The sequence below is a fragment of the Enterocloster sp. OA13 genome, assembly GCF_022440595.1.
Classification (GTDB): Bacteria; Bacillota; Clostridia; order Lachnospirales; family Lachnospiraceae; genus Enterocloster; species Enterocloster hominis.
Genome location: NZ_JAKNTF010000001.1, coordinates 2,487,941 through 2,513,260, shown reverse-complemented (window position 1 = coordinate 2,513,260; position 25,320 = coordinate 2,487,941). Strand labels below are relative to the sequence as shown.

Sequence of the window (25,320 nt, the reverse complement as noted above, 5' to 3'; positions counted from 1 at the left end):
AAATCATGCGTAAGGCCATATTGGAACGTTTTGTCCTTGTGTTATTAGCGGCGCTGTGTATTCACAGCGTCATATTTTATATTGCAAGCAGCAACATGATTCTGAATACATCCAGCAGGGATATGAGATATACCATCAAGGCAATTGACAGCATACTGGATTATGATGGGGATTTAATGGGCCAGATGCAGCATCTGGAAGCATTTACCGACATGGACTCCAGCCGGATTACCCTGATACGGACGGATGGGACCGTGATAACGGATTCCGACGCGGACGCGGAATACCTGGACAACCATCTGGGGAGGGAGGAAATCAGGAAAGCGGTGGAGGAAGGGGTGGGATATGCCAGGAGGTATTCCTCCACCCTTAAGAAGACCATGCTCTATGTGGCCTGCCGTTCAGACCATGCGGACATGGTGCTGCGCCTGGCCGTGCCTTATTCCGGCATCAGCGAATACCTGCCCATGCTGTTCCCGGCAGCCCTTGTAAGCTTCCTGGCAGCCCTCATATGCTCATTGGTGACCACCCAGAGGTTTGTCTCCTCCGTGACCCGTCCCATGAGGGACATTTCCGGGAAAATGCTCCAGGTTAAGGGGGATTACACCGAACTTCATTTTGACAGGTACCAGTATCCGGAAATCAACGTCATAGCGGAGACCATCACCAACATGTCCCAGAATGTCAAGGAGTACTTAAGCCAGATTGAAAAGGAAAAACAGATACGCCAGGAGTTTTTCAGCAATGCCTCCCATGAGCTTAAGACACCCATCACCTCCATCCAGGGATATGCGGAGCTGCTGGAAAGCGGTCTGATCCAGGATGAATCCATGAAAATGGATTTTGCCAGAAGGATTAAGAAGGAGGCGGTCAATATGACCGGCCTGATCAACGACATCCTGATGATCTCAAAGCTTGAGGCAAAAGACGCCGAGGTGGTGGTGACGGATGTGCGCATCAGCGTGCTGCTGGAGGAAATCATGGACAGCCTGAAGCCCCAGGCAGCGTCCAGCCAGGTGTTCCTCCACGCGGACTGCCAGCCCCTGTGCATCCGGGCCAATGTGCAGCAGATGAAGGAACTTCTCACCAACCTGCTCAGCAATGCGGTCAAGTACAATCATCCGGGCGGACAGGTGTGGATCAATATCCGGGAGCAGGGCGGCAACATGGTAATCCGGGTAAGGGATAACGGAATGGGAATCCCTGAGGAAAGCCTGGACCGTATCTTTGAACGGTTTTACCGGGTGGATAAGGGGCGCAGCCGCAAACAGGGCGGTACGGGCCTTGGCCTGTCCATCGTAAAGCACATCGTGAATTTCTACCAGGGAACCATCCATGTGACTTCCAAGCTGGAACAGGGCACGGAGTTTGTGGTGACCATTCCCATGGATCAGGCCAGGGCATAAGCTTTCCTTTTGCATTGTACTGAAAAAAATACACTTTATTGCTTTAAAACCACAGGAATTTAAAGCAATAAAATTGACGGCGGAATTTTTTTGTAGTATGATAGGAAACATCCCTGAATGGGAGCAATATTTGGGTTAAAAGAGGAGAGAGCATTATGAAAAAGACATCAAAAATCATGTCTCTGGTCTTGGCCGGAGCCATGGTCCTGTCCCTGGGCGCATGCTCAGGCGGCAGCACCGCAGAAACCACAAAAGCAGCAGGAACAGAAAGCACTGAGGCAGTGACAGCCCCATCTTCCGGGGAAGGCACAGAGGCTTCATCCGAGGCAGGAGAGGGTGAGGGACAGACCGCAGAGGGCACAACCTATAAGATCGGCATCCTTCAGCTGGTACAGCACACGGCCCTGGACGCTGCCAACGAGGGCTTTCTCGCAGCCCTGGATGAGGCAGGTATCCAATATGACCTGGATTCCCAGAATGCATCCGGTGACCAGTCCGCATGCCAGACCGTTGCATCCAAGTTCGCCAATGACAAGAAGGATTTAATCCTTGCAATCGCAACACCGGCCGCACAGGCAGTGGCAGGCGCGGTGACAGACACACCGGTCCTGATTACCGCAGTGACAGACCCGGCTGAATCCGGTCTTGTGGACGATAACCAGAAGCCAGGGGGCAATGTGACGGGAACCTCTGACCTGACTCCTGTAAAGGAGCAGATTGACCTGTTAAAGCAGATCCTTCCCGATGCAAAGAAGGTAGGCATCCTTTACTGCTCCGCAGAGTCCAACTCTGAAATCCAGGCACAGATGGCCAGGGAAGCAATCGAGGCAGCCGGTATGACAAGCCAGGACTTCACCGTATCCAGTTCCAACGAAATCCAGACCGTGGTGCAGTCCATGGTGGGCAAGGTGGACGCCATCTATGCGCCTACTGACAATACCATCGCAGCCGGTATGACAACCGTAGGCATGGTGGCAGGCGACAATAACCTTCCTGTTATCTGCGGCGAGTCCGGTATGGTGGATAACGGCGGACTTGCAACCTACGGCATCGACTACTATCGGCTGGGCTACATGACCGGACAGCAGGCAGTAAGGATCCTTACAGAAGGGGCATCACCTGCTGATATGCCGATTGAATATCTTCCGGCAGAAAAGTGTGAACTGACCGTGAACGAGGAGACAGCAGCAACACTTGGTATTGATGTATCCAATCTGAAATAAGGCAGTATTTTACAGATTGAATGGAAATGCAGGTGGATGAAAGGGCGGTGCCGCAGTGAGGCCGGGTTTATTCCCGCCTTACGCGGCACCCGTTTTAGGTCGTACCGGTGGGGCCTGATGGTTTCATATAGATGGTTTGCTCAAGCCGTCTGGTGAGGATGTGGTCTGTTTGGGCAAGCTATTTATTAAGACAGCGGGGCAGTGACAGGAGTTAACAGTACATATGGAGGTTATATAGATGAACATTTTAAATGCACTGCAGGGCATGGGCCCTGCGATGTTGGACGCGGTGGGCCAGGGCGTGCTCTGGGGAATCATGGTATTAGGCGTATATATCACATACAAGCTGCTGGACATAGCGGACCTGACCGTGGACGGAAGCTTTGCCCTGGGAGGCTGTGTATGCGCCATGCTGATCTTAAACAAGTCCATGCACCCGGTGGCGGTGTTCCTGAGGAATCCGGTGGCGGCCCTGGTGGTGGCAACCCTGGCAGGCATGGCTGCGGGATTTGTGACCGGCATCCTGCACACCGTATTTGAGATTCCTTCCATCCTGGCGGGAATCCTGACCCAGATATCCCTGTGGTCCATCAATCTGTGGATCATGGGCAATAAGAGCAACCTGCCGCTGTTAAAGGTGGATACCATGGTCAGCAGGCTGTCCGGCACAGCCGGGCTCAGCCAGGCCCAGTCCTCCCAGGTCATCGGCATAGTTGTGGCTGTCATTGTGGTGGCCATCCTTTACTGGTTTTTTGGGACGGAAATCGGAAGCGCCCTTAGGGCAACCGGCAACAACGAAGACATGATACGCGCCCTGGGCGTCAATACCAAGTTCACCAAGCTGCTGGCCCTGATGCTCAGCAACGGCCTGGTGGGCATGTCAGGCGCCCTGGTATGCCAGAGCCAGAAATACGCGGATATCCAGATGGGGACCGGAGCCATCGTCATCGGCCTGGCAGCCATTGTCATCGGTGAGGTGCTCTTTGGCTGGTTCAGGAATTTTGCATGTAAGCTGGCGGCGGCGGTAATCGGTTCCGTCATCTACTTCGTCATCCGTGCCATTGTGCTTCAGATGGGATTGAACCCCAACTACATGAAACTGCTTTCCGCTGTCATCGTGGCCCTGGCCCTGTGTGTACCTGTGGCTGCCGCCAAATGGAAAGCACATCAGGCCTATTCAGAAGGAGGGGAAAACTAATGCTTGAACTTACCAACGTGCGCAAGACATTTAACAAAGGCACCATCAATGAAAAGAAAGCCTTAAACGGAATCAGCCTGTCCTTAAATGACGGGGACTTCGTAACGGTCATCGGGGGAAACGGGGCAGGTAAATCCACCATGCTCAACATGATTGCAGGCGTATACCCAATCGATTCCGGGAAAATAGAAATCGGAGGCATCAATATCTCCAGACAGCCGGAGCATAAGCGGGCCAGATACATTGGACGGGTGTTCCAGGACCCCATGAAGGGGACCGCGGCAGGCATGGAAATCCAGGAAAACATGGCCCTGGCATTCCGCCGCGGCAAACGGCGCGGACTTGGCTGGGGCATCCGGGCCAAGGAAAAGGACTATTACCGCGACATGCTTACCCGTTTAGGTCTGGGACTGCAGACCAGGATGACCAGCAAGGTAGGGCTGCTGTCCGGGGGACAGAGGCAGGCCCTGACCCTTCTCATGGCTACCCTCCAGAAGCCGAAGCTGCTGCTGTTGGATGAACACACCGCTGCCCTGGATCCCCAGACAGCCAAAAAGGTCCTGGACCTTACCAATGAGATGGTAACCGAACAGAAGCTGACCGCCCTCATGGTAACCCACAATATGAAGGACGCCATCCAGATCGGCAACCGCCTGATCATGATGCATGACGGACGCATCATTTACGATGTATCCGGTGAGGAAAAGAAAAACCTGACCGTGGATGACCTGCTTAAAAAGTTCGCCGAAGCCAGCGGCGGCGAGTTTGCCAATGACCGCATGATGCTGGCCAAATAAGGCCTGTCTCCAAATTTAAGAAAATTTTCATATTTTAGCCCATGGATCTATGATATACTTTACGCTGTATGAGTTTACATGCCGAAAAACAAAGTTGGAGACGAATGGAATCATGCTTGAACACAAGGATTATATCTCGAGCCTGAACAAGGCCAGGAAGAAACGCAATCAGAACATAGACCCCAGATACCTGCTGATTCTGCTGGCGGCAGTCATCGTGGTTGGAATCATCGTACTTGGTGTAAAGGCGGCCATGAAGGAGCCGGCCTCAGGCCGTGCATCCGGAAACAGGCCGGTACAGGAAGCCGGGGCAGCAACCGCCTCCGATGCCCAGCCGGCCAGCGAGCCTTCGCCGGAGGAGGAAGCAGCCAGAAAGGAAGCGGAGGAGATACAAAAGACCATTGATTCCTATTCCAACCTGGGTATCGTGCAGGTATCCGGATATCTGAATATCCGCGAGACGCCCAGTACGGACGGCAAGATCATAGGCAAGCTTTCCGGTGACGGGGCCTGTGAGATCCTGCAGACAGAAGGCGACTGGTCCCATATCACGTCAGGCGGCGTGGACGGCTATATCAGCAACCAGTACCTGATTTCAGGAGATGAAGCCAGGGAAAAGGCAAAGGAACTGGTGAAGCTGAGGGCCACGGTCACGACCGATAACCTGAATATCAGGCAGGCCCCGGAACTGGACCCCAGCAATGTGGTGGGACAGGCGCTGATGGGCGAGCGCTACGTGGTCCTGGGACAGCAGGACGGATGGATCCAGATAGAAGAAGGATATATTTCCGCTGATTACGCAGAAGTATCCTATTCCCTGAATGAAGGCCGTAAGCTGGATATGAAGGCCATGGCCATCAACCAGTATGATAACCTGGTCATTTCCAAGGTGAATAATTATCTGAATGTCCGCGAGGAACCTAAGAGCGACGGCAAGATCATCGGTAAGATGACCAGTAAGGCGGCCGGAGAGGTACTAGAGACCTTGGACGGCTGGTATAAGATTAAATCCGGCCCCATCATCGGATATATTTCCGCGGACCCCCAGTACACGGCGACAGGGCAGGAGGCCAAGGACATTGCCATGCAGACCGCAACCCTGCGTGCGGTCATCAACACGGACGTGCTGAACGTGCGTACGGAACCAACCACCGATGCCAAGATATGGACCCAGATTGTTAAGGATGAGCGCTATCCTGTTGTGGCCCAGCTGGACGGATGGGTGGAGATTGAACTGGATTCCGTGGATGAAGAAGACGGAACCACCACGGACAAGGCTTACATTTCCACAAGGGATAATAACGTGGAGGTGCGCTATGCCCTTAACGAGGCAATCAAGTTCTCGCCGGCAGAGGTTGCGGCCAACAATGCCGCGTCCCGCCGTTCACAGATTGTCAACTATGCGCTCCAGTTCGTGGGCAATCCATATGTATGGGGAGGCACCAGCCTGACAAAGGGCGCGGACTGTTCCGGTTTCACCATGAGCGTCCTGTCCAAATTCGGGGTGTCACTGCCTCATTATTCAGGCTCACAGGCCAAGATGGGCAAGGCGGTGACCTCAGGCAACATGAGGCCCGGCGACCTGATATTCTACGCGGGCAGCGGCGGCCAGGTAAACCACGTGGCCATGTATATCGGCAACGGACAGATTGTCCATGCAGCCAGCCGCAAGAGCGGCATCAAGATATCTACCTGGAACTACAGGTCCCCGGTGGCTATCAGGAACGTGTTAGGCGATTAATGAGATAAAGAATGGATGAAATAAAGATTTCCGGCAGCAGCCAGCCTTCATGGGACAGACATGGGGCTGGCTGCTTTTTCTTTTGTTTTCTGTTTCATGAAAACATATCATGCATATTTTCGTCCCGGAAGTGCAGACTAATGGATAAAGTGTACCAACACAGGATGATTCATGAAAGGAAGTTGCGACCATGGGACAGGCGAAAAACAGCAAAAAGAAAATGGATGACCAGGAGCCGGTAAAAAAGGATGACGAGGCTAAAAGACTGGAACGTGAGATAGAAGAAAAAGAGGACAACCGTCTGGAGGAATACGGACAGGTTATCCTGGAGGACAACCAGAAGCAGAGGAAAATCCATCTGATTACCATCATCGGCGAGGTGGAAGGACATGAGAATTCCTCCGGCAGCAGCAAGACCACCAAGTATGACCATATCCTCCCGAAGCTGGCTGAGATAGAGGATGATGACAGCGTGGATGGCCTTCTGGTCCTGCTTAACACGTCGGGCGGTGACGTGGACGCGGGCCTGGCCATTGCCGAGATGATTGCATCCTTAAGCCTGCCCACAGTATCCCTGGTACTGGGCGGCAGCCACTCAATCGGTGTGCCGCTGGCTGTTTCCACCAATTACTCCTTCATCGTGCCCTCAGGGACCATGATGATCCACCCGGTGCGCATGACCGGCATGGTAATCGGCACGGCCCAGACCTATGAGTATTTTGAAATGATCCAGGACAGGATCCTTACCTTTGTGGCCAGCCACGCCGACATTGCATATGACCAGTTAAGGGACCTGATGCACAATACAAAGATGCTGACCAGGGACCTGGGAACCGTGCTGGTGGGGGAACAGGCAGTGGAGGCAGGGCTCATCAACCAGGTTGGCGGGATTAAGGAAGCCCTTGGGAAACTTTATGAGATGATTGACGGGAGAAAGCGTTACAGATAGCGTTACAGATAGATTGGCGGATACGGAGAGATTGGCGGATACAGACAGCCCCAAAATGTTAAAGTTGCATTTCTTATGATTTTTTTGTATACTAAATGTACCTGGGCCCAAATGGAAGAAATGGATATGCCGGATACGCGGGCCTGGCAAAAAGACTTGTAAGAGAATGACAGGGGGCTATGTTTGTGGCTGAATCAAGTAAACGACAGCAGAGTGGGAACAGAAAACCGGGAAGGCCAAAGGGCAGTACCGCAGGGAAGAAGACAACTCCCTCAAAGGGCCGCAAAGCCTCAGGTAAAAAAGGGTATACGGAAGAGAATACAGAGTTTATAAGAGCAGAAGTGGTCATCATCTGCTCTTTTGCTGTTGCCATTCTTTTGTTTTTAAGCAACTTTAAGTTATGCGGCGTGGTCGGCGATGTGCTGAGGGGCGTACAGCTGGGGATTTTTGGTATGGTGGGTTATCTCCTGCCCATATTGATATTCGTGGGTACCTGCTTCCATCTTTCCAACCAGGGCAACCTCCATGCAGCCATGAAGCTGGCTGCCGTGGTGGTGGCGGTCCTGGTGATATGCGGCCTGCTGCAGCTGTTTTTCGGGACAACCCCGGCAGGGGCGCCCTGGGGGGATTATTATAAGCAGTCCACCCTCAGCGGTGTGGGAGGCGGATTCCTGGGCGGTATCCTTACCTCCTTCCTGGTGGTGGGCCTGGGTAAGCCAGGGACCTTCCTGGTGCTTGCCGTGCTGTTCATCATCTGCATGGTGTGCATCACGGAGCGTTCCTTTGTCAGCGTGGTGAAAAAGGGCGGTGACAAGGCTTACCAGTATGCAAGGGAAGACATGGACAGGCGCAGGGAAATCCACGCCCAGAGGGCGGAAGAGAGGAAGCGTCTCAGGGAGGAGCAGAAGGTACGGGGAGTCAATCTGGACGCTACCCGGCTGACTGCCTATGATGAATACGACGGGGACGGCGGATACGATGAGTATGACGAGGAGGCATTTGACCGGGAATACGGCGCGGATTTGGAGCCGCTGGAGGAACCATATGAGGACGAGGCTTCCCTGGGCCGTGTGGGGGCTGCCGCTGCGCCGTCCCTGGACCGCGGGGCCGCTGCTGCGCCGGTCAATGAATTCAGAGGTAAATTCGACCCGCCATTGGAACATGGGACCGGGGAAGATGCCTCCTTTGACATGGATGACGTGGGGGCCTTGGCCCGTTCCATCGAAGGACACAGACACAGGAGGGAAGATGCTCCGGTGGTGACCGGAATAACCGTGGAGGAAGATGGATTTGGCTTGGAAGGCAGCCAGGATGTCATCCATGTACATAAGGATTCCCGCACCCTGGAAGAAATGGATATGGCTGTGGCTGCACAGGGGAACGGCTGGCCCGAAGAGGAGGTCCCGTGGGATTCAGGGACTGAGGACCCAGGGACAGGGGACGGCGCCAGAGGGCAGCAGGAGGATTTCCCTGAAACGGATACATATATGGAGGATGACTCGGAACAGGGGCTTAATTATGACAGCGTGTTTGTGCCGGAGGAACCAAAACGTGTGGTGACCGCTTCCGGCAAGGTCATAGAAACAGAGACCGAACTGCTTAAGAAAAAGATAGAGAAAAAGAAAGAAGGGACTGCCAAAGGGGATACGGAGATTTCCGTGGCAGAGGAGATTAAGAAGAAGGAAGAGGTGGTCAAGAAGGAATATGTATTTCCTCCCACCACCCTGCTCAAGAAGGGCAGCAAGAGCGCAGGCGCATTTTCAGGTGAAGAATACAAGGCCACGGCCATCAAGCTGCAGCAGACCCTGCACAACTTCGGGGTGGGCGTTACCGTGACCAACATAAGCTGCGGTCCTGCGGTGACAAGATATGAACTGCTTCCGGAACAGGGGGTTAAGGTCAGCAAGATCGTGGGCCTGACCGATGACATCAAGCTGAGCCTGGCTGCCGCAGACATAAGGATTGAGGCGCCGATACCAGGCAAGTCCGCAGTGGGCATCGAGGTGCCCAATAAAGAGAACAACATGGTCTATCTTAGGGAACTTCTGGAGGCGGAATCATTCATCAGCCACAAGTCACGTCTGGCCTTTGCAGTGGGCAAGGATATCGGCGGGCAGGTGGTGGTGACGGATATTGCCAAGATGCCCCATCTTTTAATTGCAGGCGCCACGGGTTCCGGTAAATCCGTGTGCATCAACACCCTGATCATGAGCATCATCTTCAAATCAAAGCCTGAGGATGTGAAGCTGATCATGGTGGACCCCAAGGTGGTGGAACTGAGCGTCTATAATGGAATCCCGCACCTGCTGATCCCGGTGGTCACGGACCCCAAGAAGGCGTCCGGCGCCCTTAACTGGGCCGTGGCTGAGATGACGGACCGCTACAAGAAGTTTGCGGAATGCAATGTCAGGGATCTGAAGGGATATAATGAAAGGGTTGAAAAGATTAAGGATATTGAGGATGAGAAAAAACCTCAGAAACTGCCCCAGATTGTCATTATCGTGGATGAGCTGGCAGACCTTATGATGGTGGCCCCAGGCGAGGTGGAGGATGCCATCTGCCGTCTGGCACAGCTGGCCCGTGCAGCAGGCATCCATCTGGTCATTGCCACCCAGAGGCCTTCAGTTAACGTCATTACAGGCCTTATCAAGGCCAATGTGCCGTCCAGGATTGCATTTTCCGTATCTTCCGGCGTGGACTCCAGGACCATCATTGACATGAATGGGGCTGAGAAGCTGCTGGGCAAGGGGGACATGCTCTTTTATCCGGCAGGCTTTCCAAAGCCCCAGCGTGTCCAGGGCGCCTTTGTGTCCGATGAGGAAGTGGGCCGGGTAGTGGATTTCCTTACGGAACAGGGCATGGTGGCTGAGTACAGTCCTGAGGTGGAGAGCAGGGTATCCTCGCCTTCCATGGACGCGGGAAGCAGCCAGAGCGACAGGGATGAGTATTTCATCCAGGCCGCCAGGTTCATCATAGAAAAGGACAAGGCATCCATCGGCATGCTTCAGAGGATGTTCAAGATTGGATTTAACCGTGCCGCGCGTATCATGGACCAGCTGGCGGAAGCAGGCGTGGTGGGGGAGGAGGAAGGAACCAAGCCCAGGAAGATACTTATGAGCGCACAGGAGTTTGAGGAGTTTATGGAACAGTAAACATAAATGATATAAAAAACAAGGAGGATATACCCATGAAGTCAGATATCGAGATTGCTCAGGAAGCAGTAATGCAGCCCATTAAGGAGGTTGCGGCGTCTTACGGGATTTCCGAGGATGACCTGGAACTGTATGGTAAGTATAAAGCCAAGCTGACAGATAAGCTGTGGGACAAGGTTAAGGACAGGCCGGACGGAAAGCTGGTGCTGGTGACGGCCATCAACCCCACCCCGGCCGGAGAGGGTAAGACCACCACAACGGTGGGCCTGGGCGAGGCATTCGGGCGCATGAAGAAGAGCGCCATCATCGCCCTGCGGGAACCGTCCTTAGGACCCTGCTTTGGAATCAAGGGAGGCGCTGCAGGAGGCGGATTTGCACAGGTGGTTCCCATGGAGGACTTAAACCTGCATTTCACAGGGGATTTCCACGCCATCACCTCGGCCAATAACCTGCTGGCAGCCCTCCTTGACAACCATATCCAGCAGGGCAATGCACTGGGAATCGACCCAAGACAGGTGATGTGGAAGCGCTGCGAGGATATGAATGACCGGGCGCTGCGCAATATCGTCATCGGCTTGGGGGCAAAGGCGGACGGCATGGTGAGGGAAGACCACTTTGTCATCACGGTTGCCTCCGAGATCATGGCAATCCTCTGTCTGGCTGACAATATGGAGGACTTAAAGGCCCGTCTGGGCAGGATCATCGTGGCATATAATTTTGCAGGACAGCCAGTAACCGCAGATGACCTCCATGCAACCGGCTCCATGGCAGCCCTTTTAAAGGACGCCTTAAAGCCCAACCTGATCCAGACCCTGGAGCACACAGGCGCCCTGGTGCACGGCGGACCATTTGCCAATATCGCCCATGGATGCAACAGCGTAAGGGCCACCAAGACTGCCCTTAAGCTGGCGGATATTGTTGTGACAGAGGCCGGGTTCGGCGCCGACCTTGGGGCAGAGAAGTTTCTGGACATCAAGTGCCGCATGGCGGGCCTTAAGCCGGACGCAGTGGTGCTGGTTGCCACGGTAAGGGCGCTTAAGTACAATGGCGGTGTTCCCAAGGACCAGCTGTCCGGGGAGAACCTGGATGCGTTAAAGCGCGGTATCGTCAACCTGGAAAAACACATTGAGAATATCCAGAAGTACGATGTGCCTGTCATCGTGACCCTCAATTCCTTCATAACCGATACAGAGGCAGAATATGCTTATATCAAGAAGTTCTGCGAGGACAGAGGCTGCGAGTTCGCCCTTTCCGAGGTCTGGGCCAAGGGCGGCGAGGGCGGGATTGCCCTTGCACAGAAAGTGCTTGAAACCCTGGAGCACAGGCCGTCCAATTTCCGTGTGCTGTATCCCGATGATATATCATTAAAGGATAAAATCCACACGGTTGCCACGGAGATTTACGGAGCGGACGGTGTGTCCTATGCGCCAGCTGCCTCAAAGGCATTAAAGAACATAGAGGACATGGGATTCGCCAACCTGCCCGTATGCATGGCAAAGACCCAGTATTCCCTGTCCGATGACCAGACAAAGCTGGGCAGGCCCACTGGCTTTACCATCAATGTAAGGGATGCCTATGTGTCGGCAGGCGCAGGTTTTGTGGTTGCCCTCACAGGCTCCATCATGACCATGCCGGGACTTCCTAAGAAACCGGCGGCTGAGAATATTGATGTGGATAAGAATGGAAGGATAACAGGACTTTTCTAGTACAGCTGGCGGAAAGCAATTTTCAAACACGCCCAAGGCAGAACAGACAGAGAGGACTTCATAATGGTATTAAGAGATTGGCTTAAAGGACTTGAATATGAGTGTATCAGGGGCAGCCTGGACACGGAAGTATCGGAAGTGGTTTATGACTCCAGAAAGGCTGCGCCGGGGGCGGTGTTTGTGTGCATGGCAGGAACCAGGGTGGATTCCCACCGGTTTGTGCCGGATGTGCTGAAGGCAGGCGTCCGGGTATTGGTGACGGAGCGGGGGATTGAGGAAGAACTTAAGAAGGCAAAGGAGGAAGGCGGACTGACAGAGGAAGATCTGTCTGAGGTCACGGTCCTTCAGACAGGGGACGGACGGCATGCCCTGGCCCTTCTGTCAGCCGCCAGGTTCGGCTATCCGGCAACAAAGATGGTTACCATCGGCGTCACAGGCACCAAGGGAAAGACCACCACCACCCATATGATTAAGACAATCCTTGAGGCGGCAGGCAAAAAGGTGGGGATGATCGGCACCACGGGCACCGTCATAGGCGATAAGGTGACCCCGACCATGAATACCACCCCGGAATCCTGGCAGCTGCACCAGGCATTTGCACAGATGGCAGACAGCGGCTGCCAGTATATGATCATGGAGGTTTCCTCTCAGGGCATCAAGATGCACCGGGTGGATGGGATTACCTTTGATTACGGTATTTTCACCAACATTTCCCCGGACCATATCGGGCCGGATGAACATGCGGATTTTGCGGAATACCTGTACTGTAAATCCAGGCTCCTGAATATGTGCAGGATTGGCCTGGTAAACCGGAATGACAGCCACTTTGAGGATATCATTAAGGACGCGGACTGTGAGCTTTATACCTACAGCGTGACGGAAGAAAGGGGCGGACTTCACGGAAGCGGGGAGTCCGGGGCTGATTTTACGGCTTCAGATGTCCGTTATGTGTCCCAGCCGGATTTCGTGGGCACTGAATTTGATGTAAAGGGCAGATATGAGATGGATGTCCGCCTTGGGATCCCGGGACTTTTCAATGTGGATAATGCCCTGGCAGCAGTCAGCGTGTGCAGTTTCCTGGGGCTTAAGAAAGAGTGCGTCAGCCGTGCCCTGGAGCATATCCGTGTCAACGGCCGCATGGAAATCGTACACACCTCTGCCAGGTGCACCGTACTTGTGGACTATGCCCACAATGCGGTAAGCATGGAAAGCCTGCTGACCACCCTGCGCCAGTATCATCCGAAGCGCCTGGTGGTGGTCTTTGGCTGCGGGGGGAACCGTTCCAAGGACCGCAGGTATACCATGGGCGAGATTGGCGGACGGCTGGCTGATTTAAGCATCGTGACAGCAGATAATTCCCGCTATGAAAAGGTGGAGGACATCATTGCGGATATCAGGGGAAGCATCGAGAAGACCGGAGGCGCGTTCCTTGAGATACCCGACAGGCGGGAGGCCATTGAGTACAGCATAAGCCATGCAATGCCCGGGGACATGATTGCAGTCATCGGCAAAGGACATGAGGACTACCAGGAAATCAACGGAGTACGCCACCATTTCCTGGACAGGGAAGTGATAGAAGAGGTGGTGGGAAAGCTGGGTGGAGAGGCATGAGCATGGATGGATTCACGTGCAGGGATTTAGTCCTGGCGACAGGAGGAACACTTCTTTTGGGAAAGGAAGATACGCCCATCCGGCATATCAGTCTGGATTCCCGGAAGATGGAGGGGGATGACCTCTTTGTTCCCATCATCGGTGAAAATGTGGATGCCCACGGATTTCTCTGCCAGGCCATCGTCAATGGGGCCGCCGCGGTATTCACCAGCCGCCACCGCCAGCCGGAGGAGGTCAGGGCGGATATCATCAGACAGTGCGGGTACGATGTCCCCAGGATGGAAGCTGCCATGTCCGCTGCCTGGATTGGGGTAGCGGATACCAAAAAGGCGCTTCAGGATTTCGGTATATACTGCAGGAGCCGCCAGAAGCTTCCCCTAGTGGGGATTACCGGCAGCGTGGGCAAGACCACCACCAGGGAGATGATAGCGGCTGCCCTGAGCGCCGGCTTTACCGTCTATAAGACACCGGGCAACAGCAACAGCCAGGTGGGGGTCCCCATCACCATAGCAGCGATTCCAAAGCAGGCCCAGATCGGCGTCATTGAGCTGGGCATGAGTGAACCCGGGGAGATGACAAGGATAGCCAGGATAGCCAGGGTGGACTGCGCCGTCATGACCAATATCGGAGTCACCCATATCGAGCAGCTCGGCTCACAGGATAATATCCTGAAGGAGAAGCTGCATATACAGGATGGGATGGCAGAAAACGGAAGCCTGATATTAAACGGGGATGACGGATTATTAAGGTCCGTCATCCCCGAGGGGAACAGGAGGAAAATCCTTTATGGCATGTCGGATGACTGCCAGTACCGGGGGGAGGACCTGCACCTTGTGAATGGATATCCGGTGTTCAGCGCGGTCCATGAAAACAAGAGGGTCACGGTCCGCCTGCGGGTCATGGGAAGCCACATGGTAAGCAACGCCCTGGCAGCCCTGGCAGTGGCCCATGAATATGGGATACCCATGGAAGCCGCCGCCGCCAAGCTGGAAGAATTTGAGGGGTTTAAGGGACGCCAGCAGATTTTCACGCTGAAGGGCGGTATAACGGTCATCGACGACAGCTACAACGCAAGCCCTGTGTCCATGAAGGCCGGGCTGGAAGTCCTTGGTTCCATGGAACCGGAAGGAACCGGGCGCAGGATTGCAGTGCTGGCCGACATGAAGGAGCTGGGACCGGATGCGCCTAGGTTCCACCGGGAAATCGGGGAATACATAGCAGTACATCCGGTGGACCAGGTAGTTCTTTTAGGCGGATTGGCGGCTGAAATCGGACACGGGCTATGCGCATCCTCATCCCCGGTGCCCGTGGTGTTCTGTGAGGAACTGGAACAGGTAGGGCAGTGGCTTAATGGGAACCTGAAGCAGGGGGACTGTGTCCTGTTCAAAGGGTCCAACAGCATGAAGCTTTCACAGGCGGTCAGGCATCTGGAAGAATGGAAAGGGCGGGAAGGCTCTTAAGATCCTTAAAATAGTTCCTGATGCAGTTTAAAGCAGTCTTTTCCTGGTCACGCAGACTGGCTGCCCCGCGGTGGAGCAGGCACAAATACATGGTATTGGGATTCTGCTCTGTTTCAATGAGCGGAATTGCTTTAAAAAGATGATGGTTATCTCCGGGCGCGCTGCAGATGGCCAGGCCGGGCAGGATGGCAGCCATGTTCTGGCTTAAGATGCTCCGCCTGATCAGGGCAATGTTGCTGAAAATAGTGTAACGGTTGTCCGGTCCCAGGGTTTTAAGATAGACCGGACAGGTTTCCGATGCAACATAGTGTTCTAACATGGCCAGGTCAATGTTCTGCAGTTCTTCCTGGGAAATCTGCCTCCTTCCTGCCAGAGGATGGTCCTTTCGCACCAGGAGGTAAAAATGGTCGGTATACAGGCAGTCTGTCCGTATCTGGTAACGGGATGCAATCATGCGGTAATTTTCCTGGCTTTCTTCCGTAAAATAGGTCAGGCCAAGATTACCGCTATTTTTAATCAGACGGGACCCCACGTCCATTCCCTTCACAATCTGGAATTCCAGCCTTCCCCTGGATTCCTGCTCCCAGAACAGCTGGTTGATGGGAACCGCCAGTGCGCTGTGGATACTGGGGGATATGACGATGGACACGGGCTGGGTAAGCAGGGCGTTGACCGTACTGAGCTTTTGTATATCCTCAAAACATCGATACATTTCTTCCATAAGGGCCAGGGCTTCCTCGCCTTCAGTGGTCACCTTCACACCTCCCTGTACTCTCTGGAACAGGGGGAATCCCAATTCTTTTTCAGCACCTTTCAGGATGGAACTTAAGGTAGTGTGGCTCAGGTATAGCTTCCCGGCTGCGGATGAGATTGAGCGGCTGCGCCCGATTTCAATCAGATATTTGAGCTGTTCAATCTTCACGCGCTGTCTCCTCCTGATCATTGTCTTTTCTCCGGCTGACTGTTCGGAAATATCTCCTGATACATGTGGCCAGGACTTCTTCCTGGTGCTTCAGCTTCCGGTCGCTGCATGTGACCATGCAGAGGTAGAGCTGGTTTGGATGTTCCGTGTTTTTTAAGGAAATCATGGAAAAGTCCCTGATATCTTCAGCAGATTCACCGCCCGCTGAAAATCCGGGGATAAAACCAACCATTCCCTGGTTCTGTATTGCCTGATACATGGCACTCATGTCTGCGAAGCTGGTGACGCTGGGGCAGAGGGAGGGAAGGGAACCGAGCACCATATCATTTTTCATCAGTTTTATGGTGGCCAGCCGTTCCAGGGGAATGGAACGGGCATCAATTTCCCTGAGTCCGGCCAGCGGATGGTTTTTGGATACAAGCAGGTAAAGGCTGTCTTCCAGCAGTGGTTTGATGGAAAGGGCCGGATTCCCGCTGCCATGCCTAAACTGGCAGATGGTATCTCCGGACAGGTAAAGCAGGCCTATATTTGCCCTGTGTTCCAAAATAAAACCAGGGATGTCCTCGCTGGAACATTCTTCCAGGGACAGGCCGCCCGGTATATTAAGACGGTAAAACTGCTCCAGGAGAGGTATGGACAGGCGCACGGAAATGGTGGGCGCCATCAGCACATTGATGGATGGGGCCCCGGCTGTTGTGCGGCGTTTGAGCGCCATCAGCTTTTCGTACTGTAAATTGATTTCCCAGGCAAGGGTCATGAATTTTTCTCCTGCTGAGGTGGTCAATACTCCTTCCGGCGCCCTCTGGAAAATCTGGAACCCGGCCTCCTCCTCAGCCGCCTTGACAATCGCGCTCAGGGTTGTCTGGCCGATGTGAAGCTTACGGGAAGCGGCTGAGATGGAGTGGAACCTGTGGATTTCCAACAGATAATGAAAATGTTCTAGTTTCATGAAAGCAGTGACCTCCTTGCGTATCAGGATAAGTCCCAAAATAAATATGAGAAAATACCCCTTTGTCTAGTGTAACGCATTTTGAAATAAAAATAAAGTGTGTAAAACTTCTGCGCAGCATATCTGCCCTTTCAAATCCCATTATTTATCTACCATTTTTTTCGTTGGATAGTACTAATTCCTCCTTTTTACAAATCAAAGTTATAGTGTTATATTTATAACAAGAGATGTGAAAAATAACCAAAAAAAATATGTAAATCATAAAAAAATATGCAAAATGATTGACTGCAGCAGTCGTTTCCATAATAAAGCCATATCAAAAGGAGTGATGGCAGGTGTACTACTTATTGAGGAAAGGAAGTTGTTCATGAAAAAAATTGGAATTATCGGCGCGGGAGCGACAGGTATCGCGCTGGCGGCAGACATGTTGTTAGGTGGTCATAAGGTAATCCTTTTTGAAGAACCTGAATGCAGCAGCAATTTAGATGATTTGAGGAAAGCGGGCTGCATACATAAAGCAGGATGCTGTAAGCAGCAGGATGTCCCGCTTCCTGAACTTACCACGGAGATGGGGAAGGCTTTGGATGATGCGGACATTGTATTTGTCGCTACGGTGGCAAACCGTCATCCGAAACTTTGCGGACTGATGGCGCCACATTTAAAGGATGGCCAGACAGTATGCTTTTTTAATGGAAACTGCGGCTCAATCTTCCTTAAGCCTTTCCTGGGGGGGAAGGATATTCTGGTCGGGGAGACAATGGGGGCGTATTCTTCCATAAGGTATCGCGGAAATGCAGTTGTATATTACTGTATGCCTGTGGCAGAAAAGGCGAAAGGGGTTGCCGCATATCCTGCCAAAGACAGCAGGCGTTTTGTGGAAAGCCTGAAAGAGTGTTATGACTGCGTCTGTTATCCCGACATTCCTCAAAAGAATGTTTTAGAGATAGCTTTAAATGCTCCGAATGTGGCAATCCATCTGATTGCTTCCACTGTTAATATAGCTGCGGTTGAGCGGTCGGCTGATTTCAGGCTGTACAGGGATGGTCTTTCTGCTTCAGTTGTGAAGTTGATTGAAGCGGTTGAAAAGGAGCGGGATGCCGTGTTTGGGAAATTTGGTTTCAGCGGGCGCAGCAATATGGAAATGATGAATGCATGCCTTAACTATGTGGATTCACCGAAACCGGAACTGCTGGGATTTTATCTTACGACCACAGGACCTGATGGGGTTGCACACCGTTACTACACAGAGGACGCATATGCCGGCAATTGTCTGCTGTTATCCATGGCAGATGCAGTTGGCATGAAGATGCCTTTGATGTCCTCTGCTGTTACAATCATATCGGCTGTAAATGGAAAGGATTATAGACGGGAGGGTATTACTTTGGAAAAGCTCGGCTTTGCAGGGATGGATCCAACAGAAATCAATCATCGTCTTTTTGAGGGGTAGATAGCTAGTACAGCCTTACGCAAGGCTGTACCAGGAAGATCATGAATGTATATGGAGGGAGAATAATGGGTAACAGGAGTTTGAACAAAAACGTTTCTTATTACATGATAGTTGCGGCGAGTCTCTTCCTGATGTTTTTTGGAGGAATCATAATACCTCCCTTTGCTTCTGAAATAACACAGACAGGTATGCAGATTCTCTGTATTTTTGTATCCATGGTCATCTTATGGTCCACGGTTGGCGGAATTGTCTGGCCCAGCATACTTGGCATCATAGCCCTGGGGCTTACAGAGTATACAACCGTTGGAAACGCAATCACGGCTGCCATTGGGCAGAGTACCATCTGGCAGGTAATGATGTGTCTGACCCTTGCTTCTGCAATTGCCCAAAGTGGCGCAGGTGAACTGGTAGCCAGATGGGCGCTTAGCCGGAAGGCCATGCAGGGCAGACCACTGCTGTTCAGTTTCATTTTCCTGTTTATTTTAAGAATGATTTCCGCTGTCAGCAATCCGCTTGGCATGATTCTGCTTGGCTGGGCGATTATTGAGGGGGTTGCAAATGTTCTGGATCAGGATCTGTCTGAGAAATATTTCCGCTGTATGACGGTGTTCGTGGTGGTGACCTGCGTGAACGGTGATATGATCATTCCCTTTAAAACATGGCTTACTGCCATGTGGAATGCGTTTGGCGAGATGATGGGTTCGGAACTGAATTTCATGACATATCTGGCAATTGTATTCATATTCGGCACCCTAACGGAATTGGCATGTGTTCTATTCATAAAGCTGGCAAAAATCGATGTATCCTTTATGAAGGATATGGACAATGAATCCTTAGCAAAAGGGAGTACCAGGCTGAACAGCAGGCAGACCGCTTACTTCCTGGCCATGCTGGCCTCCATCATCATTGGTCTTTCCGGATATATATTCCCAACGACAAATATCCTGTGTAGGATTTCAAAGACCCTTACCATGGCAGGTGTATTCAGCGTTGCGGTTGCAGTCCTTATTCTACTTCGCGATAAAGATGGACGCCCTATGCTTGACTGGAAAAAAACGATGGCACCTGGTGCATTCTGGGGATCCTTCTTCATTATCGCAGCGGCAATCCCATTGTCTTCTGCCCTGATAAGTGAGAGCACTGGCTTTTCTGTGTGGCTTACCTCCGTGCTTGGACCGACCTTCAGTTCCAGTTCAACCCTTAGGATTTATCTGTTGGTTATGGTCTGCGCGACACTCCTGACCAATATTGCCAGCAATGCGGGCATTGGCATGATGCTGCTTCCGATTGTCCTTCCTGTGGCAGATGCAGCTGGTGCTAATAAGTTTGTGGTTGGTATCTGCTGTATCATGTCTGCATGCTTTGGACTTATGACTCCTGGTGGTTCTGCGGCCGCGGCGCTTATTTTCGGCAGTAAGGACCAGCTTAAAGTCAGCGTTAAGGATATCATGGGATACAGTGCGGTGTTCATTCTGTTTTATTTTGTTGTTGGCGCTATTGTATTTCCAATATTAGATAAGATTATTTAATTATTTTCGAAGATGTCTGAGATTTTTTCAAGCAGGGCATTTTCTGCCTCGGATAGGCAGTTACCATGTTTATGAACCAGAAAACTATGTTTCGTGCAGCTGGGTGGTCCATCAAGAAGTTTAATCTTTTTGATGGAGGTACCGCTGCAGAACCAGTCTGTTTTCTGGCTTGTACAGGGAATATAAAAGGCAATCATATTTTCCTGTTCAACGGCTTTGCGAACAAGATGTATATTTGCAAGGATAACCGGATTCCCCAGGACCTTGGCGTGTTCCGGCGTATGGAAGGTATGGTAGCCATTTTCGGAAATCGCCAGCCTCTCACCATACAGTTCATAAAGGGATACGGATTCCCTCCCGGCAAACCTGGACATTGAGTTTACATACAGATAGGTTTCATGTATGCCTAAAGGGATAAAATGGAAGTTGTTTTTTACAAATAAGGCTTTTACATGAACCATGTCATCCGGAGCAGTTAATCCGATACCCATTTTGAAGTTCCCTGTCAGCATCTGAGGGATGAAATCATTCTGCAGGATTGTGGCAATGGACAGGCTCCCCTGGGGCGCAAGCTTCCGGTATGCACTGAGAAAAAGAAGCGAATACTGGTCGGCTATGATAGTGGGGGTAAGCAGCAGTGAATTTTGGTTTTCCGGTTGTTTAAGCGAAAGTGACAGGATCTGCTCCCATTTGTCTATGATTTCCTGGGCAAGGGAGACGAGTTCCTTGCCGGCATCTGTAAGAACAATCCCGTTTTTATTGCGGGTAAAGATTTCAACACCGGTAGTGGTCTCTATATTCTTGATTGCTGAACTTAAAGTGGTCTGGTGAAGGAAAAGACGGTCAGCTGCATCGGTAATCGATGTACATTGCGCGGTAACAACAAGATATTGCAGTAATTCAATCTTCATAATCCATGCTCCATGTGGTCATATGCCGGAATGATGGGAACTGTTTTAAGAATAGCTTATTGTTAAAGAATTTGCAAGTCAAAAAGGAGGGGATTTCATGTCAGGATGGCGCGCAAGGATTGGTTTGATATGTCCTATAGGGGAAAGCATTGAAAGAGCTTTCAATCTGTATGCACCGGAGGGGGTTGCCATTAATTCAACAAAATTATGGTTTCCTGGTCCTACCATAGAAGGTCTGGTGTATTTGTCAGACCAACTTGAAACGGCGGCGGGAATGTATAAAAAACAGCGCCATGAGTTATTGGTTTTTGGATGTACATCAGGAAGCATGGTAAAAGGTTATGGCTTTGATAAGGAGTGTATCCGCCGCATGGAGCTTGCAAGCGGGGTTCCTTCCATCACTACCAGCACAGCGGTCCTTGAAGCATTTGATTGTTTAGGAATGCCAAAGACAGCCGTGATCACACCTTATCCGGATGAAACCAATGCCATGGAAAAGAGGTTTCTGGAAGATAATGGCGTACACGTTACGTCAATTGCCGGAATGGACTGCAGTCCCATACGCCAGTTCGGGGTACCGGATATATCCCAGGGAATCGTGCGTGTAAAGGGGGATATGGCAGATATTGAACCCAGTCAGATATACCGTGCGGTACGTGAGATGGATTTAGGGGATGCACAGTGCCTTTTCATCAGCTGTACAGGTCTTAACACCATGGAAATCATTTCCTTGCTGGAGCAGGATTTGGGGATTCCGGTCATTACCAGCAATCAGGCAAGCCTGTATGGTGCGTTAAGGCACTGCGGCATAGGAACCTGTATTCCCGGACTTGGACGTTTATTTGCTGATACTTAATGAACGATTTAACATTTGGAGGTAAAATATATGAATACGGATTTTGCAACAAATTATACTAAGACCTTGGCAGGGTATTTTGTCAACCTCAGATACGAAGACATACCTGCAGAGGTCCTGGAACGCGCAAAATTGCTGACCCTGCATGCATTGGGGGTTTCCCTTGCGGCTTCGAAGATAAAGATGGCTGGGGATGCGGCGATGATTGCAGAAAATATGAACGGCGGTCAGGGCGGGGATGCAACCATCTGGTATAATGGCAAGAAGGTCACACCGGCACTGGCTTCATTTGCCAATAGTGTTGCATGTGACATACTTGACTGGGAGGACTGTGCATGGACAGGGCATCCTCTTTGCGGGGCGGTCCCCGCAGGCATTGCATTTGCAGAGGCTGGAAAAAAGAGCGGGAAGGATTACCTTGCGGCATTGGTTGCAGGACTGGAAGGCTACAACCGGATTGCCATGGCAGTACAGCCGCTTCCTGATTTTGACCATATGAAAGGGTGGGCGATTTGCAGCTGGCAGATTTTTGCTTCTAACATTACTGCTGGCAAACTCCTTGGTCTCGATGAAACGCAGACAAACAAGAGTGTCAGTCTTGCCGGTTCCCTTGCAAAAAATGGAAGTAATATTTCCCAGGCAACCATGTCGGACGGATATAAATACGAGCAGGGTTCTGCCGCGATTTCCGGCTGTATAGCAGCGCTTTGCGCACAGGCTGGCATACATAACATGGAGGATGGGCTGGATATACCATATGCTTTCTGTGAACAGTATACCCCGGAGGTGCACCGTGAGTGGTTGGACCGTGGCCTGGGAAAAGATTATTATACCATGGACATCCTGGTAAAACACTGGCCTGCTAATATGTGGGTGCAGACCCCTGTGGAATTGACACGCAACATGGTCAGGGATTATGGTATCAATGTGGATGATATTGAGGAAATCATGATTGACCCTCCCACCCAGTACCGCATGCGTTTTAAAGAAGATGGTTATACATCCCTTACCGAAGCGCAGTTCAGCATGCCTTATGTGGTAGCTGCGTCACTTCTGAATCCTGTACCTGGAGCAAACTGGTATACGGATGATATGATGAAGAATCCGAAGCTGATTGAACTGGCAGGGCGCATTAAAGGTGGTCCCAGCCAGGAGCATACATTGATTGCATCTTTCAATCTCTATCAGGGAGGAAGCCATCCAAAGAAGACCGCAACCATCCGTACGAAAGACGGAAGGGTCTATGTGGATTCCATGTCTGCACACAAAGGACATCCTGCCAATATGCTTACAAAAGAAGAGTTTTGTGAGATGTTCCGCCTGGAAACGCAGGATGTGCTGTCACGGGAGGCAACGGAAAAGATGATGGATTTTATTCTTAATATTGAAAAGATAGAGGATATGTCCATGTTCAGCCAGCTTCTAAAGTAACAGCATTGCGGCCGTGACCGCTTGTTCATGTGATAACAATAAGAAAGGAGAAATTATGATTGCTCAAAAGAAAGTGATGGAATGTGATTTACTGATTGCCGGTGGCGGCGCTGGCGGTATGCAGGCAGCAATTGATGCTGCTGAAGCTGGTTTGAAGGTAATTGTCGCTGAAAAGGCAAATACCAGGCGCAGCGGTAATGGTGCTACCGGTAATGATCATTTTATGGTCTACATTCCGGAAATTCATGGTTCAGAACAGGACTTCATGAACCATCTTGTCTATGCCCAGGAAGCAAAGGGCGGTAAGGACAAGGATTATCTCGTGGCATTTATGCGCAATAGTTTTGATGTTGTTAAGGCCTGGGAGTCCTACGGCATTCCGATGCGCCCTCACGGTGACTGGGAATTCACAGGGCACTGCCGTCCGGGCGTACAGGGGATTTATCTTAAGTATGAAGGCCTGAACCAGAAACCGTTGCTCACAAAAGCAGCATTAAAGAGAGGGGTTACGATTCTGAACCGTTGTCCTCTCACCGAAGTCATCACAAATAAACAGGATGAGGTCTGCGGCGGCATCTGCATTGATCTGAATGAAGAGGAGCCGATGGTACAGGTCATCCGTGCCAAGAGCGTGCTTATTGCAACTGCGGGTTCCATGATGATGAACGGTTCAAGTTCCATGGGCTGGATGTTTAACATGATTGGATGTCCTGCAAGCACTGGCGTCAGTACTGCGGCTGCATACCGGGCGGGTGCAAGGCTGGTCTGCCTGGACGGGGCTGTCGCGCCCATCGGTGTATCCGGCTGCAAGTATTTTAACCGGGGCGGCAAAGCCACATGGGTTGGGGTTTATACCGATATAGACGGAAATCCTCTTGGGCCTTTTGTTAAAAAGCCTGATTACAGATATGGCGATTTTACCGCGGATATCTTCCCGCAGATGTTCAATATGAACTTTGAAAAGGGAAATCCTGTATTTATGAACTGTTCTGAGGGTACGGACTACGATATTGAATATATGAAATGGGCCTTGCTTCATGAGGGCAACGGTGCAACCCTCCAGCACCTTGAGGACGAGGGTTTTGACTTCAGAAAACACATGGTTGAGTTTAATGCCAAGAAAGGCGGAGGCGGTGGAAAGGGAGTGGGCATCGATACATATGCCAATGGTGAAACCACTGTTAAGGGCCTGTATGCAGCCGGTGTTTCAAGCGGTAACGGCATGGTCGGTATAGGGCCGGCAGCAACGACCGGACGTATTGCAGCCCGCAGTGCGGCAGAATACTGCAGGAACCGTGAAATAGAGGCGGCAGAGGATATGGATATCGTTGCGGAGGCAATGGCGTATTACAATAGGATCCTTTCCAATGAAGTCGGTACCGCCACCCCTACCTGGCAGGAAGCAATTGTTGCAATCCAACAGACCATGTGGGATTATCTTGGAAGCGGTGTCCGCAGTGAGAAACTTTTTACAGTAGGAATTGGACATCTTAGCCGTCTGGAGGAGAAGATTAAGACCCTGCATTGTGAAAATAACCATGAGTTCCTTCGGTGTCTTGAGGCTATGAATACGGTGCAGGTAGCGAAATTGTGTATGGAATCCTCGCGTTCACGAAAAGAGACCCGGGGTGCGCATAAACGTGCGGATTACCCATTTACGGATCCCTCTTATGATGGAAAGCTGATGACGGTTCAGAAGATAGATGGAAAACTTGTTACTGGAATCCGCAATATGCGTAAGTGAAAGGAGAGATGGATTATGCCACCTATTATCAATAAAAGTAAATGTAATGGTTGCATGAACTGCGTCACAATCTGCCCTGTTGATGCATTCGGCCATCAGCAAAAGGAAGCAGCCTATCCAGTGGTTCACTATCCTGATGAGTGCTGGCACTGTAATTCCTGTGTACTGGAATGTCCTGCCAAGGCGTGCACGCTCCGTGTCCCGCTGCCTGCCATGATGGTGTTTGTGGATGCACCGAAGAAGGATGGATAAGCAGGAACACGCCATGGTGCCGCCCGGCGTAAATAC

19 protein-coding genes are annotated in these 25,320 nt (G+C 51.5%); 16 read left to right on the top strand and 3 right to left on the bottom strand.

Annotated elements, in window-relative coordinates; translation table 11 throughout:
• The first annotated feature begins 5 nt into the window (after positions 1–5).
• From MCJ35_RS11205 to MCJ35_RS11160, 10 genes are all read left to right on the top strand, one after another.
• Entirely contained in the window at positions 6–1,406 is a 1,401-nt protein-coding gene (locus tag MCJ35_RS11205; protein ID WP_040379421.1) for a sensor histidine kinase, read from the top strand.
• Positions 1,407–1,561: 155 nt separating this feature from the next.
• Positions 1,562–2,629: an ABC transporter substrate-binding protein gene (locus MCJ35_RS11200; protein ID WP_240299481.1), complete on the top strand. Its 1,068-nt coding sequence runs from the start codon at positions 1,562–1,564 to the stop codon at positions 2,627–2,629.
• Positions 2,630–2,867: 238 nt separating this feature from the next.
• Positions 2,868–3,827, top strand: a complete 960-nt coding sequence (locus MCJ35_RS11195; protein WP_008716472.1) for an ABC transporter permease — start codon at positions 2,868–2,870, stop codon at positions 3,825–3,827.
• Positions 3,827–4,624, top strand: a complete 798-nt coding sequence (locus MCJ35_RS11190) for an ABC transporter ATP-binding protein (RefSeq protein WP_008716470.1) — start codon at positions 3,827–3,829, stop codon at positions 4,622–4,624. The genes MCJ35_RS11195 and MCJ35_RS11190 overlap by 1 nt, the downstream gene beginning before the upstream one ends.
• A gap of 112 nt (positions 4,625–4,736) precedes the next feature.
• Positions 4,737–6,365 (top strand): C40 family peptidase, encoded by a 1,629-nt coding sequence (locus tag MCJ35_RS11185; protein ID WP_008716468.1) that lies wholly within the window; start codon positions 4,737–4,739, stop codon positions 6,363–6,365.
• Between the two features lie 190 nt (positions 6,366–6,555).
• Complete coding sequence (locus MCJ35_RS11180) at positions 6,556–7,314, top strand: ClpP family protease (RefSeq protein WP_008716466.1); 759 nt, start codon at positions 6,556–6,558, stop codon at positions 7,312–7,314.
• Positions 7,315–7,499: 185 nt separating this feature from the next.
• Positions 7,500–10,466, top strand: coding sequence for a DNA translocase FtsK (locus tag MCJ35_RS11175; RefSeq protein ID WP_025487097.1), 2,967 nt, complete (start codon positions 7,500–7,502; stop codon positions 10,464–10,466).
• Between the two features lie 35 nt (positions 10,467–10,501).
• Complete coding sequence (locus MCJ35_RS11170) at positions 10,502–12,172, top strand: formate--tetrahydrofolate ligase (RefSeq protein ID WP_025487098.1); 1,671 nt, start codon at positions 10,502–10,504, stop codon at positions 12,170–12,172.
• 63 nt (positions 12,173–12,235) lie between these two features.
• Complete coding sequence (locus MCJ35_RS11165) at positions 12,236–13,783, top strand: UDP-N-acetylmuramoyl-L-alanyl-D-glutamate--2,6-diaminopimelate ligase (RefSeq protein WP_025487099.1); 1,548 nt, start codon at positions 12,236–12,238, stop codon at positions 13,781–13,783.
• A 2-nt stretch (positions 13,784–13,785) separates the two neighbouring features.
• A complete protein-coding gene (locus MCJ35_RS11160) occupies positions 13,786–15,243 on the top strand; it encodes a UDP-N-acetylmuramoyl-tripeptide--D-alanyl-D-alanine ligase (protein WP_025487100.1) in 1,458 nt (485 codons plus the stop codon).
• Here the strand turns inward: MCJ35_RS11160 and MCJ35_RS11155 are convergent.
• Together MCJ35_RS11155 and MCJ35_RS11150 are read right to left on the bottom strand one after the other, a co-directional pair.
• Positions 15,203–16,165, bottom strand: coding sequence for a LysR family transcriptional regulator (locus MCJ35_RS11155; RefSeq protein WP_025487101.1), 963 nt, complete (start codon positions 16,163–16,165; stop codon positions 15,203–15,205). The genes MCJ35_RS11160 and MCJ35_RS11155 overlap by 41 nt on opposite strands.
• Entirely contained in the window at positions 16,155–17,114 is a 960-nt protein-coding gene (locus MCJ35_RS11150; protein ID WP_025487102.1) for a LysR family transcriptional regulator, read from the bottom strand. The genes MCJ35_RS11155 and MCJ35_RS11150 overlap by 11 nt, the downstream gene beginning before the upstream one ends.
• Positions 17,115–17,481: 367 nt before the next feature.
• Here MCJ35_RS11150 and MCJ35_RS11145 point away from each other — a divergent pair, with 367 nt between their 5' ends.
• Complete coding sequence (locus tag MCJ35_RS11145) at positions 17,482–18,561, top strand: NAD/NADP-dependent octopine/nopaline dehydrogenase family protein (protein WP_025487103.1); 1,080 nt, start codon at positions 17,482–17,484, stop codon at positions 18,559–18,561.
• A gap of 65 nt (positions 18,562–18,626) precedes the next feature.
• A complete protein-coding gene (locus MCJ35_RS11140) occupies positions 18,627–20,090 on the top strand; it encodes an SLC13 family permease (protein ID WP_025487104.1) in 1,464 nt (487 codons plus the stop codon).
• Here MCJ35_RS11140 and MCJ35_RS11135 read toward each other — a convergent pair.
• Positions 20,087–21,001, bottom strand: a complete 915-nt coding sequence (locus MCJ35_RS11135; protein ID WP_025487105.1) for a LysR family transcriptional regulator — start codon at positions 20,999–21,001, stop codon at positions 20,087–20,089. The genes MCJ35_RS11140 and MCJ35_RS11135 overlap by 4 nt on opposite strands.
• A gap of 97 nt (positions 21,002–21,098) precedes the next feature.
• Between MCJ35_RS11135 and MCJ35_RS11130 the strand changes: the two genes are divergently transcribed.
• From MCJ35_RS11130 to MCJ35_RS11115, 4 genes are read left to right on the top strand one after another with little or no spacing between them, the layout of a single operon-like run.
• Positions 21,099–21,857 carry a maleate cis-trans isomerase family protein gene (locus MCJ35_RS11130; protein WP_025487106.1) on the top strand — a complete coding sequence of 253 codons (759 nt, stop codon included), beginning with the start codon at positions 21,099–21,101 and terminating at the stop codon, positions 21,855–21,857.
• A 30-nt stretch (positions 21,858–21,887) separates the two neighbouring features.
• Entirely contained in the window at positions 21,888–23,288 is a 1,401-nt protein-coding gene (locus MCJ35_RS11125; protein ID WP_227797052.1) for an MmgE/PrpD family protein, read from the top strand.
• Between the two features lie 55 nt (positions 23,289–23,343).
• Positions 23,344–25,032, top strand: a complete 1,689-nt coding sequence (locus tag MCJ35_RS11120) for an FAD-binding protein (RefSeq protein WP_025487109.1) — start codon at positions 23,344–23,346, stop codon at positions 25,030–25,032.
• Between the two features lie 15 nt (positions 25,033–25,047).
• Positions 25,048–25,284, top strand: coding sequence for a 4Fe-4S dicluster domain-containing protein (locus MCJ35_RS11115; RefSeq protein ID WP_025487110.1), 237 nt, complete (start codon positions 25,048–25,050; stop codon positions 25,282–25,284).
• Positions 25,285–25,320 lie beyond the last annotated feature (36 nt).

Bases quoted from the DNA above. Each gene is read 5' to 3' on its own strand.
- MCJ35_RS11180 (WP_008716466.1), top strand. From the start codon at position 6,556: ATGGGACAGGCGAAAAACAGCAAAAAGAAAATGGATGACCAGGAGCCG.
- MCJ35_RS11120 (WP_025487109.1), top strand. From the start codon at position 23,344: ATGATTGCTCAAAAGAAAGTGATGGAATGTGATTTACTGATTGCCGGT.
- MCJ35_RS11190 (WP_008716470.1), top strand. From the start codon at position 3,827: ATGCTTGAACTTACCAACGTGCGCAAGACATTTAACAAAGGCACCATC.
- MCJ35_RS11125 (WP_227797052.1), top strand. From the start codon at position 21,888: ATGAATACGGATTTTGCAACAAATTATACTAAGACCTTGGCAGGGTAT.
- MCJ35_RS11150 (WP_025487102.1), bottom strand. From the start codon at position 17,114: ATGAAACTAGAACATTTTCATTATCTGTTGGAAATCCACAGGTTCCAC.
- MCJ35_RS11205 (WP_040379421.1), top strand. From the start codon at position 6: ATGCGTAAGGCCATATTGGAACGTTTTGTCCTTGTGTTATTAGCGGCG.
- MCJ35_RS11165 (WP_025487099.1), top strand. From the start codon at position 12,236: ATGGTATTAAGAGATTGGCTTAAAGGACTTGAATATGAGTGTATCAGG.
- MCJ35_RS11160 (WP_025487100.1), top strand. From the start codon at position 13,786: ATGGATGGATTCACGTGCAGGGATTTAGTCCTGGCGACAGGAGGAACA.
- MCJ35_RS11115 (WP_025487110.1), top strand. From the start codon at position 25,048: ATGCCACCTATTATCAATAAAAGTAAATGTAATGGTTGCATGAACTGC.
- MCJ35_RS11140 (WP_025487104.1), top strand. From the start codon at position 18,627: ATGGGTAACAGGAGTTTGAACAAAAACGTTTCTTATTACATGATAGTT.
- MCJ35_RS11130 (WP_025487106.1), top strand. From the start codon at position 21,099: ATGTCAGGATGGCGCGCAAGGATTGGTTTGATATGTCCTATAGGGGAA.
- MCJ35_RS11185 (WP_008716468.1), top strand. From the start codon at position 4,737: ATGCTTGAACACAAGGATTATATCTCGAGCCTGAACAAGGCCAGGAAG.
- MCJ35_RS11195 (WP_008716472.1), top strand. From the start codon at position 2,868: ATGAACATTTTAAATGCACTGCAGGGCATGGGCCCTGCGATGTTGGAC.
- MCJ35_RS11200 (WP_240299481.1), top strand. From the start codon at position 1,562: ATGAAAAAGACATCAAAAATCATGTCTCTGGTCTTGGCCGGAGCCATG.
- MCJ35_RS11170 (WP_025487098.1), top strand. From the start codon at position 10,502: ATGAAGTCAGATATCGAGATTGCTCAGGAAGCAGTAATGCAGCCCATT.
- MCJ35_RS11145 (WP_025487103.1), top strand. From the start codon at position 17,482: ATGAAAAAAATTGGAATTATCGGCGCGGGAGCGACAGGTATCGCGCTG.
- MCJ35_RS11135 (WP_025487105.1), bottom strand. From the start codon at position 21,001: ATGAAGATTGAATTACTGCAATATCTTGTTGTTACCGCGCAATGTACA.